This window comes from Candidatus Hydrogenedens sp. (genome assembly GCA_035361075.1).
Classification (GTDB): domain Bacteria; phylum Hydrogenedentota; class Hydrogenedentia; order Hydrogenedentales; family Hydrogenedentaceae; genus Hydrogenedens.
The window spans coordinates 79,534-98,787 of the sequence record DAOSBX010000009.1; the positions used below are offsets into that span (position 1 = coordinate 79,534).

A 19,254-nucleotide genomic window follows, 5' to 3' on the forward strand; every position below is an offset into this window, starting at 1 on the left:
TATTTTAGTTATTTTCTCTTTTGTTAAATTGATTCATTGTTTTTTCAATTCCTTCTAAAACCCAATGTTCAGAAGCGTTAACTGCTGTTTGAATCATTGTTTCCACGGCTGTTATTTCAGCCTCATCAAAAGGCATTAGCACAAAGTCAGCTAAATCCATACTCGGAGATTCGGGTTTACCGACACCCAATCGAAGACGTGGAATTTCATCAGTATGACAACAATCAATAATGGATTGAAGACCTTTATGTCCACCTGAACTTCCTTGTGGACGTAAACGGATTGTGCCTAAAGGTAATTCCACATCATCAAGGACAATCAAAAAGTCTTTTGCGTCAAGTTTATAATAATCCTTTATACTTCGTACAGACTCTCCACTGAGATTCATATATGTAGTCGGCTTCATTAGGCACACTTTCTCATTTCCTATTTTCCCGAACCCTATATGGGCATGAAAATCTTCACGGGAAAGAGTGCAACTTATCTGTTGAGCCAAGCAATCCACAACTCTATATCCTATATTATGTCGTGTTCGTTCGTATTTTTTACCTGGATTTCCTAATCCAACGATGACTTTCATTATTAGTGCGTTCCAGAATAAAAGTTTGAAACATAATAAAATAAAAAGCATCTTTAAACTTTTCATTTTGAAAAGTCAAGATGCTATAAAAACCATGTACCTCAGACAAAAATAAATAAAAAGATTGATTATTCCTTTTCTTTCTCTTCAGCTTCTTCTTTTGCCTCTTCGGCTTCTTCTGGTTTCTCTTCTTCAGTAGCCATCTTTGCTTCCATAGTCCGAGGCACATGGACAGATACAACCACACGTTCAGGTTCCGTCAATATTTTTACACCTTCGGGTGGAATAACATCTGAAACATGGATAGCATGTCCTAATTTTAATGTAGTAACATCAACCTCAATATGTGATGGAACTTGAAGTGCAAGGCACTCGATATCTACCTCTCGAAGCTGATGGTCTAAAACGCCACCCATTTTTACACCTTCGGACTGCCCTACAAGAATAATCGGAACAGCGGTATGTATTTTTTGGTCTAAACGTATTTTTTGAAAATCAACATGTAAGATGGAATCAGTAACTGGATGACGTTGAATGTCTTTTATAATCGCTGGTGAGTCTAAGAATGAATTCCCTTCTACCTCTAATTTTACAATAGGATGTTTCCCTTCTAAATGACTGAGCATTTTGGTGAAGGTACGTGCATCCATCTTAAGTAAGACATTTTGTTCTTTCATTCCATAAAGGACTGATGGAATATTTCCCTCTTTACGCACCTTCTTTGCATGACTTTTCCCCTCACCAGAACGAACTTGAACTTTAATTGTTGGGATTTCCATAATTTTTTCTCCATACATGTTTATAAATGTTGTGTTAAAAGACTACTTACAGATTGTTCATTGTGGATATTCTTTATAGCCTTAGCAATTAACGGGGCTAATGTTAAAACCTTAAATTTTCCCGTATCTATAGCTTCTGGCTTCAATTCAATGGAATTACATACAAATATTTCCTCAATAGGTGACTCTTGAATAGATTTAATTGCTTTTCCACTTAAAACGGGATGTGTCGCACAGGCACGAACACTTAGAGCACCATGTGCTTTAAGGGCATATGCTGCCTTTACAAGTGTTCCTGCTGTATCTACCATATCATCAAAAAGAATCGCATGGTATCCTTCAACATCACCAATAATATTCATTACTTCGGACTGGTTTTCCTTTGGACGTCTTTTATCAACAATAGCCAGAGGTAAACCCAGTCTTGATGCAAACTCTCGGGCTCGTGCGACACTGCCCATATCTGGAGATACCACTACAAAGTCATTATTAAAATGCTGTTTAGAAAACTCTTCAACGAAAACGACATCACCTCGTAAATGATCCAAGGGAATATCAAAGAAACCTTGTATCTGTCCACAATGTAAATCAACTGTTAAAACTCGATTCGCCCCAGCGGCTGTTATTAAATTGGCAACCAACTTGGCAGTAATTGGAACCCTTCCTTTATCTTTTCGGTCCTGGCGTGCATAGCCAAAATAGGGGATAACAGCAGTTATCCGGTCCGCAGAGGCTCTACGTACCGCGTCTATCATAATCAATAATTCCATTAAATGGTCATTAACAGGGGGACAGGTACTATTCACTAAAAAGACATCTCTTCCCCTCACATGCTCACAAATTTGAACCTGAACCTCTCCATCACTAAAACGGTCAACAATCGCTTTGCCCGGAGTGGTTCCTAAATACTCACAGATACTTTCTGTAAGTTTTCTGGATGCATTACCAGAAAAAATTTGTAAATCACCCGCACATGTCATATAACGCTCTCATCATAATTAATTTTGAAAGTTAACAAAAAATATTTATAGAAAAAAATGGCTGGGGCGGCTGGATTCGAACCAACGAATGCCGGGACCAAAACCCGGTGCCTTACCAACTTGGCGACGCCCCAATCGTAGGATAAAAGTATATAAAAAAATCTACCTTTTTTTCAAATCTATATCGATTTCTAATAAATATGATTCAGAATAAAAAACTGGCGTCCCCAAGGGGATTTGAACCCCTGTTGCCGCCGTGAAAGGGCGATGTCCTAGGCCAGGCTAGACGATGGGGACGCAAAAACATTAAAAAATTGGAACTATATTTTACCAAAAATAAGTTCATTTTTTCAAATAACCATTTTTTATGCGGGTTCCATACATAGAAACAGTTCTCAAAAAAATGGTTAACTTGCAAAAAAAACCTATTTTTGGTATGCTATTATTCATATTTATTGTGGGCGATTAGCTCAGGTGGTTAGAGCGCTGCTTTCACACGGCAGAGGCCACTGGTTCAAGTCCAGTATCGCCCACCATGTTTTTTATAAATTGATTAAACAATAAATTGTTTTTGTTTTTAATCTTCTCGAAATAAAATTAATTTTTATTCCTGTCTTGTTATCTTTATTCGGACTATGTAAAATTAAAAAAATTAGATGAAGAAGCGATATTATTATTTAGTGTTTCATAATGCTTTAATAACAATGTAAATTATATGTCTCCAGTTTTTACTTCCCTATGCAGAAGGAGGAGAAAATTATATCTAACAATTCTTCTGTGGCAGTTTCACCTGTAATTTCACCTAATGCATGAAGGGCTTCGCGTAGTTCAAAAGCTATCAATTCTGGTGATAATTCTTTTTTTTGAATACAATTTTCAACACATTTTTTGGCTCTTAGTAAACTGTGTTTTTGATGTTCATGAGAAAGGATAATATCTTCTGATATTTCTTGTTCTCCTAAAAGGACTGTCACTAATTCTTTTTCCAGTTCGTCTATTCCAACACCTGTCTTTGCTGAGGTGTAAACGATGGTCTTGATGTTTTCTAAAAGTAGAGGAGGTATCTCAGGATTTTCATTTAAATCCGTTTTGTTTACTACTAATAATACTGTTTTATCCATATTTTCTTTCAACGATTTGTATAGTTGAACATCTTCATTATTTATATTGGTTGCATCGACGACAAATAGAATAGTGTAAGCATTCTCAACGGCTTTCCATGCTCGTTCGATGCCTTCTTTTTCTATGGGTTCTGAAACTTCTCTTAGTCCCGCGGTGTCAATTAAACGGACGGGGACACCTCCTAAGGACACATATTCTTCCAGATGGTCACGTGTCGTGCCTGGATAAGGTGAAACAATTGCACGGCTTTCTTGGAGCAGAGCATTGAACAAACTCGATTTTCCCACGTTCGGTTTCCCTGCAATAACGACAATGACCCCTTCTCGTATAATTTTCCCTTTTTCTGTGGTTTCGGAAAGATGTTCCATGTCAGAGGATAAATGCTTAAGGGAATGAATAGACTGTTCCCAGATTTCTTTCGGTATGTCCTCTTCTGGAAAATCGATTATAGCTTCAACCTGAGCCAATATGGTTTTAATTTGGTCACTATATGTTTGAATTTTTTCTGAAAGGCGTCCTTCAAAGGCAGAACGGGATAATTCAAGTGATTTTTTTGTCTTGGCAAGTATCTGGTCTAAAACAGCCTCTGCTTGGGTTAAGTCCAATTTTCCATTTAGGAAGGCTCGTTTAGTAAATTCTCCCGGTTCCGCAATACGTGCGCCTTTTTTTAGAAGAGCATTAATAATCGTTTTTAATATGAGCATGTTTCCATGTGCTTGAATTTCGACGACATCCTCACCAGTATAAGAATGGGGAGCCTTCATTATTAGGATAAGCACGTTGTCGATAATTTTTCCATGCTCATCTATAACCTTACCTGTGACTAAGCCCCTCTTGATTTCGGATATATTAATTTTCCCATCTGGCTTGAAAAGAGTTGACACGATAGGTATGGCGTCGGAGCCACTGACGCGAATGATACCTATAGCACCTATCCCTAATGGGGTACAGATAGCAGTAATTGTATCATCTCTTAATTCATACCCCATTATGTTTCCCTTCTTGGAATAGAATAATTTTTAGATAGAATATTACTCTGAAATCTGGCCAGGTTCTGTGTCATCGCTATAAGGAGACCTACCTGGATTTCTCCTTCTCCAATCAGGTCTGTAGTCTCTTCTTCCACCACGTCTATCATTTTGTCTTCTACCACCGGGATAACGATTGGTATTATCTCGCCTATTGTCCCGTCTATCACGTTGGAAACGGTTTCGTGGACGATATTTAGGAGCAATAACTACACAGCGATTATCACCCTTTCCAATGCTAAATGTCTCTACGGTATTATCATCTTGGAGGGTAAGGTGAATAACACGCCGTTCATGAGGAGGCATTGGTGAAAGTTTAATTTTCCGTCCCGACTTGCGAACCCGTTCAGCATAATTTAAGGCTAATTGTTTTAGGGATTCTTTCCGTCTTGCAAGATAATTCTCTGTGTCAACAACGAATTTTTCAATAGATTCATTTTCTTCCGCACCAGAAACAATTCGGTTGATAATGAACTCTATCGCCTCAAGATTAGAACCTTTTCTGCCGATAAGCAATGCCCCTTCCTGTGACTCAATGTCTAATTTGGGAGTTCCCTCTTTAGTGCGAACAAATCGAACTTCAGCCTCTATTCCCATCTTCTGCAAAATTTCTTTTAAGAGGGATGCAGTTTCATTACCTTGAGCATCAGTAATGCTAACTTTACTTGCTTTTTCTTTTGAATCTTTTTGGGCTTGTTGTTCTTGGTTCGCTGTTTTTACTTCTTCTTTCTCAACTTTTTGAGTTTTTTGAGAGGCAGTGCTGGATGTCGATTTTGTTTGAACTCGGTCAGACGCTTTCTCTTTGCTCTTAACTTGTTTTGCTGTTCCTTTTTCCGATTTCTCAGAGGGCTCTTTTGATTTTTTGCTCTCCGGTTTCACTTCGGGGGCTTTACTTGTGGTGATGCGTACTTTTGCAGGGCGTGCGCCAATCCCTAAGAAACCCTTACTCCCTTCATCAAGCACTTCGATGCTGTCGGCATCTTCTAATTTGATACCCAATTCTTCCAGTGCCTTTTGCTTGGCTTCTTCAAGTGTTTCGCCTATAGATTCTACTTGTCTCATGGCACATTCTCCATCATAAATTTTACGGGTTAGTGTTTTTATTTATCAATAAACTGCTGTATATTAAGCTATTTATCATCTTCATTAACTTTCCTCTGTTTTAATTTACGTTCTCGACGTAATTCCTTTGCCCACTGCCGTTTCTTTTCCTGTGCAGCAGTATAAAAATGCCTCCGTGCGGAGGGTGTTTTCCGAGGCGTTATATCTACATCTTTTGTCGGGATAATGTAATTTTGAGCAATTCCTAACAATGTGCTTACCAGAATATATAAACTTAATCCCGATGCCATGTTATAACAGATAAGTGTAAAAAATATCGGCATGATATTCATCATAATCCGCTGTTGTGGCGTTTGAACTGCGGTAGCACCTGGTGTCAATTTCTGACTTAAGTACATTGAAATACCCATCAATATTGGTAATAAATTAATACTTTCTAAATGACCACCACTAAATGGGAAAGGAATCGAGAACGGTAAATTTATTAATCGGTCTGGTTGGGACATGTCATTCATCCAGAAGATAAAAGGGGCACCTCTTAACTCTACCGCACTCCAGAGCATTCGATAAAGAGCGATAAAAACTGGTAACTGAAGGAATAAGGGGAGACAACCACCCAATGGATTAACACCCCGTTCACGATAAAGTTCCATCATCCTTTTTTGTAGTTCCTGTTGATTATCACCAATTTCCTGTTTTAATTTTTCTATTTCTGGTGCCAGTTTTTGCATCTTCTTCATACTAACCATGCTTTTCCATGTCAATGGAAAAACGACCAATCGAACAAGGATGGTGAGTAGAATAATAGCCACACCATAATTTGGTATCGTCCATTCATAAAAGAAATTCAAAATACCGAGAAGGATTTTTGCAAATTTGTCCATAACTTTAACAGAGGTGAAAAATTCCCACACCTGGTCTAATCCTGTCCACGCTTTCGCAAGAAGAGAACCACGATTAGGACCAACATAGGCTTTTATTAAAAATTCCTGTGTTTCCCCTGGCGAGACTTGACATTGTGTTACACCAACGCCGACACGGAAATGTCTCGGTCCTCCTGTTATCCACCCTTGAGCCCCGTTAAATTCAGGTTTCATAGCAATAACGAAGTAAGCACTTCGAATTGCAGTCCACCTTAAATCATAAACCCTCTCTAAAAAAGCTAATGGGTCAGGTTTTGGAGTAAATTTTGATGTTACATATCTCAGGAGTTCACCTTTTCGTTCAAAGATGACTGTCTGTGGTATTCCTTTATTATTATCTCCCGACTTTACGTTAGGACCCCAGTTTAGAGAGAACACCGGATTTACACGATTTTGCTCCTCTGCTGGAAATATACTTGTTGCGAGATTGGAGATTCGAATACGCACATCTAATGTAAAAGGAGATTCGCCGAAGGAAAATATTTTTTCAACTTTTATATATTCAGGGATAGTATATGAAAAATGAGCAACATGCTCTTTATCATCAACTTGCACATCCCAAATTTTTGTATCTAAGACATCTGCTAATGGATGGTCGTGGAAACGTAGTCCAAAGGGGTATACTGAGTCCTTGTCTGGTGTATTCCTCCAAATTGGGATAAGCTGAACTAAATCATTGCGATTGGGCTTTAAATAGATATTTAGGTATTTAACCCGTGCTCCGACTCTGGTGAAAATGATTTCCATGTCATCCTTTGACAAAAGAACTTTAGTCTGTTCTTCATCAATGGAATCAGGTTCAGGTGGTAAATTTATTTCGGTAAGTGAGGTTTTTTCTGTTTTCTGGTCTACATTCTGTTTATCGTTAACAGCAGTATGTTTCTCGCTAACTTCTAAAGGAGCTGTATTGGCACCCTCAGAAGTTTTGGTTTTGTCTTCTGGGGTGGTTTTGGGAGGGTTGGGAATAAAAAAGTAACTCCAAACAACCACAATAGCGGTGAGTAATAATAACCCTATTATTTGGTTTTGGAATACTTTTTTATTATCATCATCTCCAAACATGTTCTAAAACTCCATTACATAATATACGGTATTAACTCATTGGAGGGTACTGCTACTACAATCCGATATGAAGTGAAAATACTATGAAAGGGGACTTTTATAGGAGTGATGCTTCTTACAGCTAAGGAATTCCAGAGGAACAGGGTCATAACCACCTTTGCAAAAAGGTTGACATCTTAAAATCCGCCAGATAGTTAATATTATTCCTCTGATAAATCCATATCGCTGGAAAGATTCGATGGCATAATTTGAGCAACTCGGGTAAAACCGACAGTGTTGCCCTAATAAAGGAGATAACCCCTTCTGATAAGCTTTAATTAATAAAATTGCAACTTTAGCCATCGAGAATCTCCGCCGTTTTAAGGAGTTGTTCCAGCTCTGCATCAATCTGTTGATGGTCCCAGTTCGAAACTTCAGGGCGGGCAACTACAATCAAGGTTCCACTTTTCAAAAAACGTGGCCGATTGAGTCGGTAATACTCACGAATATATCTTTTAATTCTGTTTCTTTCCACCGACTGTCCTACCTTCTTTGAAACTACAATTCCCAGTTTGTTGCCCGACACTTCATCGGAAAACCAGTAGCAAACCAAACCTTTCCCCGAAAATCGCTTTCCCTTCTCAAAAACATACTCGAAATCCTTTTTCTTTCGAAGTCGATATTCTTTGGAAAAGCTGAATTGACGGGGCACAATTTATTTCACCCTCCATGGTATTGTTTATTAATATTTTTTCTCAACACGGTCTGATACCGTTAAATACTTACGACCCTTTCTACGACGGGCACTTAATACCGCTCGACCCCAACGGGTTGCCATACGAGCACGAAAACCATGGGTTCTTAACCTTCGTGTAGTTGATGGTTGATACGTTCTTTTCACTCGTGACTCCTTTTACTTTTGATACTCATTAAAAATTTAAATTTGTTATATATCTCTTAAAAATATTATCCCCTTAATAAATTTAATGTTTCAATCGCAAATTAAGATATTTATTATATAATCTTTATGTATATCATTTCAAATATAAAAATTATGGATTCAAATTTACTTATAGGTAAGATAATATAAAAAGGAACCTAACATTTTATATATTTGAGTTATAGTATAGTAGTAAAAAATGTTGTTTTAAAAATCTACTGTTTTCTCATCAATACCATAAAATATTAGAATTTGCAATAATAAATTGAAATTCTTGTTCTAATAATGTATTATTCCTATTAAGGAAATATGAAAAAAACTTAAAATTAATAATTATGAAATTAAATAACATGAAAATAATTTAGTCCTATTTAATTAAATTGAGGGAGACCTCTATGGCAGAATTTATTATTGGAACAGGTCAGACACCTACAGTTCGTGTTATTGTGAAGGTTATAGAAGAACAGATCCGTTTGAAAGAAGGGATTCCACGTTTCATTCTTGCAAAAGCGAATAATATGGAGTTTGAAGCAGAGCGGGATGATTTTCAGGGGGATTTTACGAGATGGATTCTTCGGATGCGAGTTCCAGAAGCGTGTCTTGTGCGGATTTTAGGCGTTGTAAAAGAGAATTCGGCTGTGTGTTCTGCAGAACGGCAACAAGAATGGCTCATTGTTTCTACACGCGATGAGGTGACACCAGCAAGCCTTCCAAAAGTATTTGAAGCAATTGATAAAGTCTGTCAGTGTATTACCCTTCCGGAGGTATGGAAAGTTCGCGGGGACCGTTACCGAATTGACCGGATTAGTCCAGAACTTCTATTTCAAGCGATGATTCAATACAAAGCGAGTGATGTGCATTTATCCCCTGGGGAATGTCCGCTGTTTCGTGTCGATGGTGATATGAAGCATTCCGAGTTGATGGGACCATTATCGGCAATACAGATATTAGATTTAATCCGACAAATTATCCCCGACCGCTACCGCGAAGAATTCGAAAAGTCCAATCAGACCAGTTTTAGTTACCATCAAGCAGGACTTGGATATGCTCGTGTATCTGCCTTTTATAAAATGGGTGCACCTCATTGCACTTTCCGATTTTTACCTGAACGAATACCTTCCTTTGAAGAATTGAACATCCCCAAAAATACAATGTTGGAAATTGCAGATATAAATCATGGGCTTGTCTTAGTAACAGGGATGACAGGTAGCGGAAAGACTACCACAGTCGCAGCGGTAATTGATTGGATAAATACACATAAGTCATATCACATTTTGACAATCGAAAATCCAATTGAATATGTTCATGTAAATAAAAAATCCGTTGTTTCACAAAGAAATATGGGTGATGACGTGTTAACATTTAATGATGCGGTAACAGGTGCACTCCGACATGACCCAGATGTCATTGTTATTGGTGAAATGAGAGACCCAGATACCATTCGCTCTGCAATTAATGCGGCTGCGACAGGACATTTAGTTATCAGCACCCTGCACTCAAATACTGCTTCCGAAGTCATCAATCGAATCGTCAGTTTTTTTGACCCTTCTGAAAGAGACCTCGTCCGATTGCAGTTAAGGGATTGTATACGATGTATTATCTGCCAGCGTCTTATTCCTAAAGTTGGTGGTGGTCGTATACCTGCCCTTGAGATTATGTATAATGACATCAAAGCTATTAATGATGGTGTTCTTTCAGGGGATACAGACCTTATCCGCGTCGGGATGCAACAAACAGTATCCCATTCCTTTATTTTTGAACAGTATATCCACAAAATGTATAAGCAGGGGCTTATTACGCTTGAGCATGCCCGAGAAGCAGTAACAGACCGTAGTACCTTTGACCAACTTCTTATGGGTACCTACTCCGTGCCACGACTTGACTCAATAAAGGGTAAAGGTGAACACGAGGCATTCAAGGTATAATTTCTTACTTATTTTGTTCATGAGTATTTTGTAAAATCCTTCCAACTGATAATAATTATTATAGGGAAAATGTAGTAAATGAAAATAAAAAATAAGTACATATCTAATCTCTTTGCTTTTTTCCTTGGATGTATATTCTTACTATGTATCCTTAATCTATTATTTATACTTATCTCGCAGAATGGTTAACACAGGATTTGAAATTAAAAGGGCTCATTCCTTAACTGTCTTCAGCGTTTAAATGATAATTAACACTTATAAAAAATAAGTGAAATTTAACTAAAAAATTTTAAAACGCCTCTCGACAAAATGCTGTAATTGTATTATAAATCCCACCTCTATTTAATACATTTGCGATTACTAAATATTTCTGTTTAATAATATGTAAACCCATTATTAATCATGAAAAGACTTAATAAAAATGAAAAAATATTTATCTAATATTCTCGCTTTTTTATTTGGGTGCTTCCTATTAGCATGTATTTTTTTAACCGCAGAACTTATTTGTAGATTATTTCTTTTCGAACATGAAAAGATAACTATCCATGAAGAACCATCTATCTTAATACCAGATTCAAAGCTTGGAAGAAAATTAAGACCTGATGTAAATGGCTATTGCAAAATACAGAAAGGAGAAAAACAAGTAATATATCATTATACAATAGATGAAAAAGGACGAAGAATTACCCCTCAGGAGGAGAATAGTCAAAAAACAAAACTTGCTCTCTTTTTCCCATGTTCTTATACTTTTGGGGTTGGTGTAAATGATGATGAAACCTTTCCTTCATACTTTGCAAAACTTAATCCTACAATAAAAGTCTATAATTACGGAATGCCCTCAGGTTCCCCTCAACAAATGTATCTAAAAGTATCAGAGCCTGACTTTTTTACTGAGGTCGAATCTCTACCATGCTTTCTTGTCTACCTTTTTATTCCACACCATTTGGATAGAGTATCAGGAAAGTTTAATTTAATAGGTAGTTGGGGAAGACGCTTACCTTGTGTTGTACTTGAAAAGGATGAACTTTCGTATAAAGGACTCTTTATGGAAGTATACCCGATGCAATATCTACTTAGCAGGCTGATTAACTCATCAGTATTGATGAAAAAAATATTTTTTATATCACAACATGATATGAAATTGGAATATAAGGATGAAGATATTATTCTGTTTGTAAAAATATTGGAAAAGACAAAAGATATCCTCTCCACTTATTTTCCAGAATTGCATTTTGTCTTTTTATTCAATCCGGGAAGTTCAAATGCTATCCCTTTATTAAGGAATTATCTCTCAGATTTGGATAAATTTATCGTTATTGATTTCTCTGTCGATGAAGATAAAAGTAAAATTGTTAACTCATTAATTGAGAAAAATGAATATTTAGGAATTGACGGCCATCCTACTCCTAAAACCAACCAGATAATGGCAGAATGGTTAACACAGGATTTGAAATTAAAAGGGCTCATTCCTTAACTGTCTGTAAAAATTAAAATAGAAATTAACGCTTATAAAAAATGAGAGAAATTTAACTAAAATATCTTTAAATTTTGATTTGGGTAGGGTACCATAAAAAAGCAGATTTTTGATGATAAAATTCATCCAAAATTAAATCAAATCAAATCAATTTGACAATAATTGCCTCATAAGTCAATTGTTATCAATAAATTATGAAAATATAAAAAAATTTAAAATCCTCTTGACAAAAGACTATAATTGTATTATAATAATAATACAATAATACATAAGGATTAAAAATATGATTCGAATTAATACTCATGATGGAACACCGATATACATCCAGATTGTTCGGCAGTTCAAATATCTCATTGCGACAGGCTCTTTAAAAGCGGATGATGAATTACCTCCTGTCCGTATATTAGCTCAACAATTGCTTATCAATCCAAACACAGTTGCAAAGGCATATCGGGAATTAGAAAATCAAGGGTTGATATATACACGTCAGGGTGCTGGAACGTATGTTGCCCCTCTAAGGGTATTGTTTTCAGAAGAAGAACGATGTCGAATCCTCTATGAGCATATTGATTCATTATTAGTTTCAGCAAAACATCTTAATTTTTCTTTACCCCAATTGATAGAACTTATTCAAAAACGAAGTGAAAAAATAAAACTTAATATAGATAAGGAGAAAGACAATGATTAAATCATCAGAAGCTATTAATGATTCAATAATTGTTAAAACAGAAAAATTAAATAAAACATTTGGCAAAAAGATAGCCTTAAAAAATGTATCCATAGAAGTGCGTCGTGGTCGAGTATTTGGTTTGGTTGGGGAGAACGGAGCTGGTAAAACGACGTTAATCAATCATATATTAGGAGCATATTACGCAGAGGAGGGTTCGGTACTTGTATTTGGTTTGAACCCTGTTCTACATCCGAAGGAAGTGTTGAGTCGTATTGGGTATTTATCCGAGACACGGGATATGCCACGTTGGATGCGGATAGAGCAGTTTATCCGCTATATGTCTGCTTTTTATCCGAGTTGGGATATGGAGTATGCGTATCGGTTGTTGGAGCAATTTGAATTAGACCCGAAGCGGAGGATACGAGCATTATCGCGAGGGGAGTTAGCGAGGACGGGTTTATTGGTAGCGATGGCACATCGGCCGGACTTATTGTTATTGGACGAGCCGTCGTCGGGTTTAGACCCAGTGGCACGGATGGACATATTATCTGCGGTGGTTCGTTCGGTAGCGGAGGAAGGTCGAACGGTGCTATTTTCTTCGCATTTATTGGACGAGGTAGAGCGGGTTGCAGACGATGTATGCATGATTCATCACGGGCATGTTGTGTTAAACGGCGGGTTGGATGAGATACGGAATCGGTTTCATATATATGAAGTTCAAAAATCTGGCGAGGACGCAGATTTTGAGACGATTTCGGGTGTTGTCCGTGTTCTAAAGTTAGGGCATGGTTATCAGGTGTTATATGAAGGGGACATTGAAGAAGGCAAGTCAAAAATCCAGCAGAAAGGTGGGGTTATCATCAATATTCAGCCTCCATCATTGGAAGATGTGTTTATAGCGTATGTTAAATGCCATAAAAAGGAGGTAAACCTATGAAACTTAATTCCCCATGGAAAGCACTATTTTGGGAAGAATTCTATATTTCAGGGTCTATATCTTTTCTACTTTTATTTATTGGTTTAGCATTGGCATTTATTCAGAAGTATCTTGACCCGCACGTTACATATTATTTGAGTGATATTGATATATTTACCTATGCATTGCCAGGGCTAAATGGGTTATTAATTTTGCTTGTGCGTGGGAATTTTGGTGAACTTCGGACTGGATATCAGAAACGATTATTTTATTTGCCGATTAATGTTTTTTTACCAGTAACATTAATTTTATTTTTACGATTGGGGCTCCTCTTATTCCACGTTTTTGTCCTAAGAAGTGTATGTATATATTTATTTTTTCCACGTAATAGTTTTGTTGGATATCAGATATTTAATCACATTTTTGACCGCTTTTTTTTGATTAATTTAGCAACGGATGGAAGTCTGTTTCTATTCTTACAATTATTTGTCTGGTTATTCCACTATTCAAAACCGATTTTCTATATATTAATAATCTTAATTGTGGCTATTGTTTTACGTATTGATAGTGAATTTTTATCTATTTATTCGTTTGGATATTATTCCTATTTAACGATTCGTCGGTTCTTTATTTCACATCCACTTGTAACTCTTGCAATATCCGTTGCTTTTGTATACCCAGCCAGTTTACTCATTATAAAATGTTATAGACATAATATACTTGTTGACTTTCTAAGTGTAGCACCAAATCTCACATTTTTAAATCCATTTAAGTCACGTACTTCAAGAATAAAACCATTTAAATCTGAATTTTCATCAGTTTTTTGGTACGAACTACATTATCACAAACTATTCTTACTCAAATGGACATTCCTTCTATGGTTGGCGGTTAACTTATATTCGTGGTTTGATGTGAATGACAGATACGGCAATTGGATGTATACCGATTTTAACTATGTTTTCAAATACTTTTTAAATACCGCCTTTATAAAGGCACCGTTTATCGCTTTATGCCTTGCAAGTATTTATTGCTATTTGCGCTATACATTACGAATGGGGAAAGAACATGAAAAATATTCCGGGCTTACAAAGCATGTGCCTATCAATGAATATTATTCAGTCTTTGCTTATTTATCAGTATTATTTATCGATGTTCTTTTTGCGGTGGGGTTTGTATTTGTATTAAATGCAATATATATTGCTACAGGGAAACCCTTTTCTTATGTAGAGTCCTATCCCTTATTAAGTAATCTTGGTATCACATTCCGAAACATACTTCATCAACCTATATACCTTTCAATAACAGGGATTATTGAGACACTATCAATTTTTATCTTATCTTACCTCACACTATCCTTTTTGTTATGGGCAATTTTGGCATGCAAAGAAATTCTACCTGTTTTAGGTGGATGGCTTTTACTTTATGGTTATTCCGATTCCATCCTTTTCACTCTCGAAAGACTCACCATGAAAAAGGATTGGGTTTGGCATGACGTTGCGGTTTATCTTTTCAATAAAATTCAGTTTTTAGTTCATATTTTACATCCAATAGAGGCAAATTATCTTTTCCTGATTTATATTCTTTGTCTGTTCTTAATACTTCGAGTTTACCAAATGAAACTTCTCAAAAAGACAGACTGGCTTTATGTGTTATTTCTTTTTACAATTATTTTTGTAAGTATATATCCGTGGAATTATAAGGTCGATTCTATCCGCGAACAGTTATGGCTGATGAAGTTATATATCGGCTTCACTATTGTTCTGCTTCTTCCTTGGCTGTCGGTTCTATTACGTTTCTTCGGTTTCCGTTGGCATCGATTTTGGAAACAACCTAATTTTGCAATCATATTCTCGCCAAATCAATTACCAAGATTCTTCTGGAGAGCTAATATTGTATTTTTCGTAGCACTTCTATTTATCTTTATCAATCGTGTGGATATATGGAAGTACCTAAATTATTCAACCCAACCAGTAACATTTTCTTATACTTCTACTTCCGTTGATGCTATATCAAAGAAGATTCCTGATGATGAAAACGTAGCCTTAAAAATTATGGAATTGTTTCCACTCTACGATGAAATCGTCAAAGATTATGAATCCGCAAATCCGAACACATGTAATTTTGTGTTCATGGTTGATGGTTGTGTTGGTTATAGGCAATGCTGGACACAATTTATGAAAACAGAAACGCCTTTGCCTGGTCTCGTATACACTGCAAGTAAAAATTATCATGAAACATACGGAACCAGAATCACATCAAGACTTCACGAGATTTTGAAGCACGATGTGACGAAAAGCCAGTATCCCATTGATTTAATACAAGAACCAGATTATAAGGAATTTGACCCTTACGTGAAACTAAACATGTTCGCTGGTGAACTTGTTTTAGAGGCACTATTAAAAGGTGTTGATGGGGATATTAACGGGATGATAGACGTATTAAAAGACGTGTCTACCCTTGTTAAAACAATAGATATTGACTCTAAAATAAATTTCCATCGCGATTGGATAATGCTCAAAATTGCTGGATTTTGTGAGTGGTATTTAAATCATATTGATGTGCCAGAAGAGGTTATTAAGAAATTTATAGAAATTCTTGATGAAGTTCCATTGGAAACATGCGATTATAAAATAACACGATTAGAAATGGGAAGAAAAAGATTGTTTAAGTTAGCAAATTCACCAAAAGAATATTGGTCAAAATTTATTAAAATTAACAAATCTGAAGTGCGTCGATTGTCATCATTGGCTAATACTCCTGAAACGTTATATGAGAGATGGATGGCAAATATTTTTATGCAAGAAGACCTTTGCAATGCCATAGAAGAAAAGTATTTAAGTGTTTTAGATTTATTAGGTTTGAGATTGTATGAACGGAGAGAAACAGACAGATGCTTCGATGGCTTTATTCAGCTTTGGGAGTTTGTAAAAGAGAATGGTTATGTGGATCATGAACAATTAAAGAATTTATCGAAATTTTTCATCTACAGTTATATAAATTACCCATTAGAGGAGTATAGACCCCGCACTTATCACTTCAAAGATGATATGTATGCAAAAGTTAGATATTTAGTTATAAAAACTGCATTAGCTACAGAATTGTATCGTCTACAGCATAATACCCTCCCTCCAAATTTAGAGGTACTCTTTCCAAAGTATATGAATGAAGTTCCTTGTGACCCTTGGAATAATGGTTTTCCTCTGACAATTCGAAAGTTAAATAAGACAGGTTTTATTGTTTATAGTTATGGAGATGATGGTTCTGATGATGGGGGAGGTATAGTGACAGGTAAATATTTTTATGCGCCGAATATGCCCGTAAAACAATACGAAGATATTGTCTCAATCATATATCCATTAGATATGCGGACTCAGCCTTTTTATTCTTATGCTTTTCAACCAAAAAAAGAGTATGAATAGGAAAAATAATATGGAGAATATTTTTCAATCAAAAGATGATATAGTAATAGAGACTAAAGGACTTGCAAAATGTTTTGGCAAAAAGGTAGCCTTAAAAAATGTATCTATAGAAGTGCATCGTGGTCGGGTATTTGGTTTGGTTGGGGAGAACGGAGCTGGTAAAACGACGTTAATCAATCATATATTAGGAGCATATTACGCAGAGGAGGGTTCGGTACTTGTATTTGGTTTGAACCCTGTTCTACATCCGAAGGAAGTGTTGAGTCGTATTGGGTATTTATCCGAGACACGGGATATGCCACGTTGGATGCGGATAGAGCAGTTTATCCGCTATATGTCTGCTTTTTATCCGAGTTGGGATATGGAGTATGCGTATCGGTTGTTGGAGCAATTTGAATTAGACCCGAAGCGGAGGATACGAGCATTATCGCGAGGGGAGTTAGCGAGGACGGGTTTATTGGTAGCGATGGCACATCGGCCGGACTTATTGTTATTGGACGAGCCGTCGTCGGGTTTAGACCCAGTGGCACGGATGGACATATTATCTGCGGTGGTTCGTTCGGTAGCGGAGGAAGGTCGAACGGTGCTATTTTCTTCGCATTTATTGGACGAGGTAGAGCGGGTTGCAGACGATGTATGCATGATTCATCACGGGCATGTTGTGTTAAACGGCGGGTTAGACCAAATTAAATCTCAGTATCATATGTTCGGAATAAGACCAAAAAATGGTGACTTACAATTGAATAATATCCCAGGAGTAATTCGAGTAAGCAAAATGGGGTATAGATATCAGGTAATGTATGAAGGGAGTGAAGACAAAGGAAAAGAGGAGATACAGAAAAAAGGTGGTGACATTATAGACATTACTACTCCATCGTTAGAAGATATTTTTATTGCTTATGTAAAAAAACAGGATAAGGAGTTGAATCATGAAATTTAATTCTCCATGGAAAGCATTATTATGGGAAGAGCTCTACGTAGGGGGTAGTATTGTATCGGTTGTCTTAGGGTCATGTATATTAATTTCTTTATTACAGAGAATTTTCGTGTCATTACCTTTTATTCACTGGCAAGATGTAGACCTCCTTTGTTATATAGTTGTATATGTTACTTCTTTTCTTCTACTCTTACAGATAGGCAATTCAGGAGAGATGCATATTGGCTTTCCACGTCGAATTTTAACCCTTCCAGTTACACCTTACTTGCTTGTATCAGTATCATTACTGACAAGATTTATTTTGATTATAGCAGTTACTGTTCTATGTAGGGTTGTATTAGGATATGGTCTACTTCTCAATACACCGTGGAACGTAAGTACATTCAATGACTTCTACTACTATGGTGATTTTTCAAAAAAAATTCCATTTGAAGTCCTATTTTATGTGCATCTTATTTACCCTTGTTTTATACATGGAATTGTATATTTAACGGTTCAGTTTTTATGTTGGCTCTTTATTTTTTTCCCAGTCTTAACAGGGTTACTTGGCCTCGTTTTCACATGTGCTGGCATTACATTATTTATTATTAACTACAGAGTTTTGTTTGATGTATTATCCTTATTTGTGGGCTATGTACCTTTTACTAATTCATTTTATGAAACCATAATAGTAATGCCCACATTCTATTTTATCCTATTCATTATATTGTCTATCATATACTTCCTTATTATTTGGTTTTTAAGCATAAAAATTGTCTCACGAATAAGGTCAGGGGTTAGAGAACAATTGGAAACCTTAATCCCTTCTCGATTAATAGGTGTTCTGACATGGGCAAACCCAGAACTGTTTATCAAAAGATTCCCTAATCCAAGGATTGCTCAAATCTGGTTTGAATTAAAAGATACTGGTTTTATTATCCCACGATGGACTTTTATCTTTTGGGGCTTCCTATCCATATTTTATGGTCTAATTTTATTTACTGTGATGTATGTCGGCAAGAATTTTAGACCTTTCTATTTCGGTTATCCTGATTTTGTATTTCTGATATTCCCTCTTATCGCCTTGTTATTAGCTGGGGTTGTCTGGTACTTAAAAGTTAGTCGGCCAATGAAAAGAAAATTTAAAGAAGGAGTATTCCAGTTATCTCAGTTACCTTTAACTCGTAAAGAACGAAGTTATGTACATTTGCTGGCTGGAAATATCAACCTATTTATTATCTTACCGATTATCTGGCTTATTACGTTTATATATCTTTATATAGTGATTAAAACACACGTTTTCCCTACACATCTTATTCTTGGAATGGATACATTTATATCTCAGATGCCTTTCTCAAACATGACATATTTTACATTCCCTCTGATAGTATTTGTTACTGGGTTGGTATTATTATCTGGGGTTATTGTATGGCTAATAATGTTTAATCCATCAAGCATATTAATAATATTGCTTGCCAT

General features: G+C 36.3%; 16 protein-coding genes and 3 tRNA genes. 8 read left to right on the forward strand and 11 right to left on the reverse strand.

Features of this window, described 5'->3' with window-relative positions:
- Positions 1-4: 4 nt before the first annotated feature.
- The 5 genes from pth to PLJ10_04545 all read right to left on the reverse strand — a co-directional run bounded on the left by pth (position 5) and on the right by PLJ10_04545 (position 2,636).
- A complete protein-coding gene (gene pth / locus PLJ10_04525; protein HOK08911.1) occupies positions 5-580 on the reverse strand; it encodes an aminoacyl-tRNA hydrolase in 576 nt (191 codons plus the stop codon).
- Positions 581-708: 128 nt separating this feature from the next.
- Complete coding sequence (locus tag PLJ10_04530) at positions 709-1,359, reverse strand: 50S ribosomal protein L25 (GenBank protein ID HOK08912.1); 651 nt, start codon at positions 1,357-1,359, stop codon at positions 709-711.
- 20 nt (positions 1,360-1,379) lie between these two features.
- On the reverse strand, positions 1,380-2,339 hold the full coding sequence (locus PLJ10_04535; GenBank protein ID HOK08913.1) for a ribose-phosphate pyrophosphokinase: 960 nt from the start codon (positions 2,337-2,339) through the stop codon (positions 1,380-1,382).
- Positions 2,340-2,397: 58 nt separating this feature from the next.
- Positions 2,398-2,473, reverse strand: a tRNA-Gln gene (locus PLJ10_04540).
- Between the two features lie 85 nt (positions 2,474-2,558).
- Positions 2,559-2,636: transfer RNA gene (locus tag PLJ10_04545), tRNA-Glu, on the reverse strand.
- 162 nt (positions 2,637-2,798) lie between these two features.
- On the opposite strand from PLJ10_04545, the gene PLJ10_04550 reads away from it, so the two are divergent.
- A tRNA-Val gene (locus PLJ10_04550) sits at positions 2,799-2,875 on the forward strand.
- Positions 2,876-3,067: 192 nt separating this feature from the next.
- Here the strand turns inward: PLJ10_04550 and mnmE are convergent.
- The 6 genes from mnmE to rpmH all read right to left on the reverse strand — a co-directional run bounded on the left by mnmE (position 3,068) and on the right by rpmH (position 8,416).
- On the reverse strand, positions 3,068-4,450 hold the full coding sequence (gene mnmE, locus PLJ10_04555) for a tRNA uridine-5-carboxymethylaminomethyl(34) synthesis GTPase MnmE (protein ID HOK08914.1): 1,383 nt from the start codon (positions 4,448-4,450) through the stop codon (positions 3,068-3,070).
- 42 nt (positions 4,451-4,492) lie between these two features.
- Positions 4,493-5,551 carry an RNA-binding cell elongation regulator Jag/EloR gene (gene jag, locus PLJ10_04560; protein HOK08915.1) on the reverse strand — a complete coding sequence of 353 codons (1,059 nt, stop codon included), beginning with the start codon at positions 5,549-5,551 and terminating at the stop codon, positions 4,493-4,495.
- A 68-nt stretch (positions 5,552-5,619) separates the two neighbouring features.
- Positions 5,620-7,536, reverse strand: coding sequence for a membrane protein insertase YidC (gene yidC / locus PLJ10_04565; GenBank protein HOK08916.1), 1,917 nt, complete (start codon positions 7,534-7,536; stop codon positions 5,620-5,622).
- A gap of 81 nt (positions 7,537-7,617) precedes the next feature.
- On the reverse strand, positions 7,618-7,878 hold the full coding sequence (gene yidD / locus PLJ10_04570) for a membrane protein insertion efficiency factor YidD (protein HOK08917.1): 261 nt from the start codon (positions 7,876-7,878) through the stop codon (positions 7,618-7,620).
- A complete protein-coding gene (rnpA, locus tag PLJ10_04575; protein ID HOK08918.1) occupies positions 7,871-8,227 on the reverse strand; it encodes a ribonuclease P protein component in 357 nt (118 codons plus the stop codon). Before rnpA ends, yidD begins: the two co-directional genes overlap by 8 nt.
- Before the next feature lie 30 nt (positions 8,228-8,257).
- On the reverse strand, positions 8,258-8,416 hold the full coding sequence (gene rpmH / locus PLJ10_04580; protein HOK08919.1) for a 50S ribosomal protein L34: 159 nt from the start codon (positions 8,414-8,416) through the stop codon (positions 8,258-8,260).
- 434 nt (positions 8,417-8,850) lie between these two features.
- On the opposite strand from rpmH, the gene PLJ10_04585 reads away from it, so the two are divergent.
- The 7 genes from PLJ10_04585 to PLJ10_04615 form a co-directional block, all read left to right on the forward strand.
- Positions 8,851-10,380: a PilT/PilU family type 4a pilus ATPase gene (locus tag PLJ10_04585; GenBank protein ID HOK08920.1), complete on the forward strand. Its 1,530-nt coding sequence runs from the start codon at positions 8,851-8,853 to the stop codon at positions 10,378-10,380.
- 421 nt (positions 10,381-10,801) lie between these two features.
- A complete protein-coding gene (locus PLJ10_04590) occupies positions 10,802-11,854 on the forward strand; it encodes a hypothetical protein (protein ID HOK08921.1) in 1,053 nt (350 codons plus the stop codon).
- Between the two features lie 283 nt (positions 11,855-12,137).
- The gene (locus PLJ10_04595; GenBank protein ID HOK08922.1) at positions 12,138-12,542 is read left to right on the forward strand and encodes a GntR family transcriptional regulator; all 405 of its coding nucleotides are present in this window, start codon (positions 12,138-12,140) and stop codon (positions 12,540-12,542) included.
- Positions 12,535-13,461, forward strand: coding sequence for an ABC transporter ATP-binding protein (locus tag PLJ10_04600; protein HOK08923.1), 927 nt, complete (start codon positions 12,535-12,537; stop codon positions 13,459-13,461). The genes PLJ10_04595 and PLJ10_04600 overlap by 8 nt, the downstream gene beginning before the upstream one ends.
- Positions 13,458-16,859: a hypothetical protein gene (locus PLJ10_04605; protein HOK08924.1), complete on the forward strand. Its 3,402-nt coding sequence runs from the start codon at positions 13,458-13,460 to the stop codon at positions 16,857-16,859. Before PLJ10_04600 ends, PLJ10_04605 begins: the two co-directional genes overlap by 4 nt.
- A gap of 10 nt (positions 16,860-16,869) precedes the next feature.
- Positions 16,870-17,799, forward strand: coding sequence for an ABC transporter ATP-binding protein (locus PLJ10_04610; GenBank protein ID HOK08925.1), 930 nt, complete (start codon positions 16,870-16,872; stop codon positions 17,797-17,799).
- A partial coding sequence (locus PLJ10_04615) for a hypothetical protein (protein HOK08926.1) occupies positions 17,789-19,254 on the forward strand: 1,466 nt, incomplete at its 3' end. The genes PLJ10_04610 and PLJ10_04615, both read left to right, overlap by 11 nt.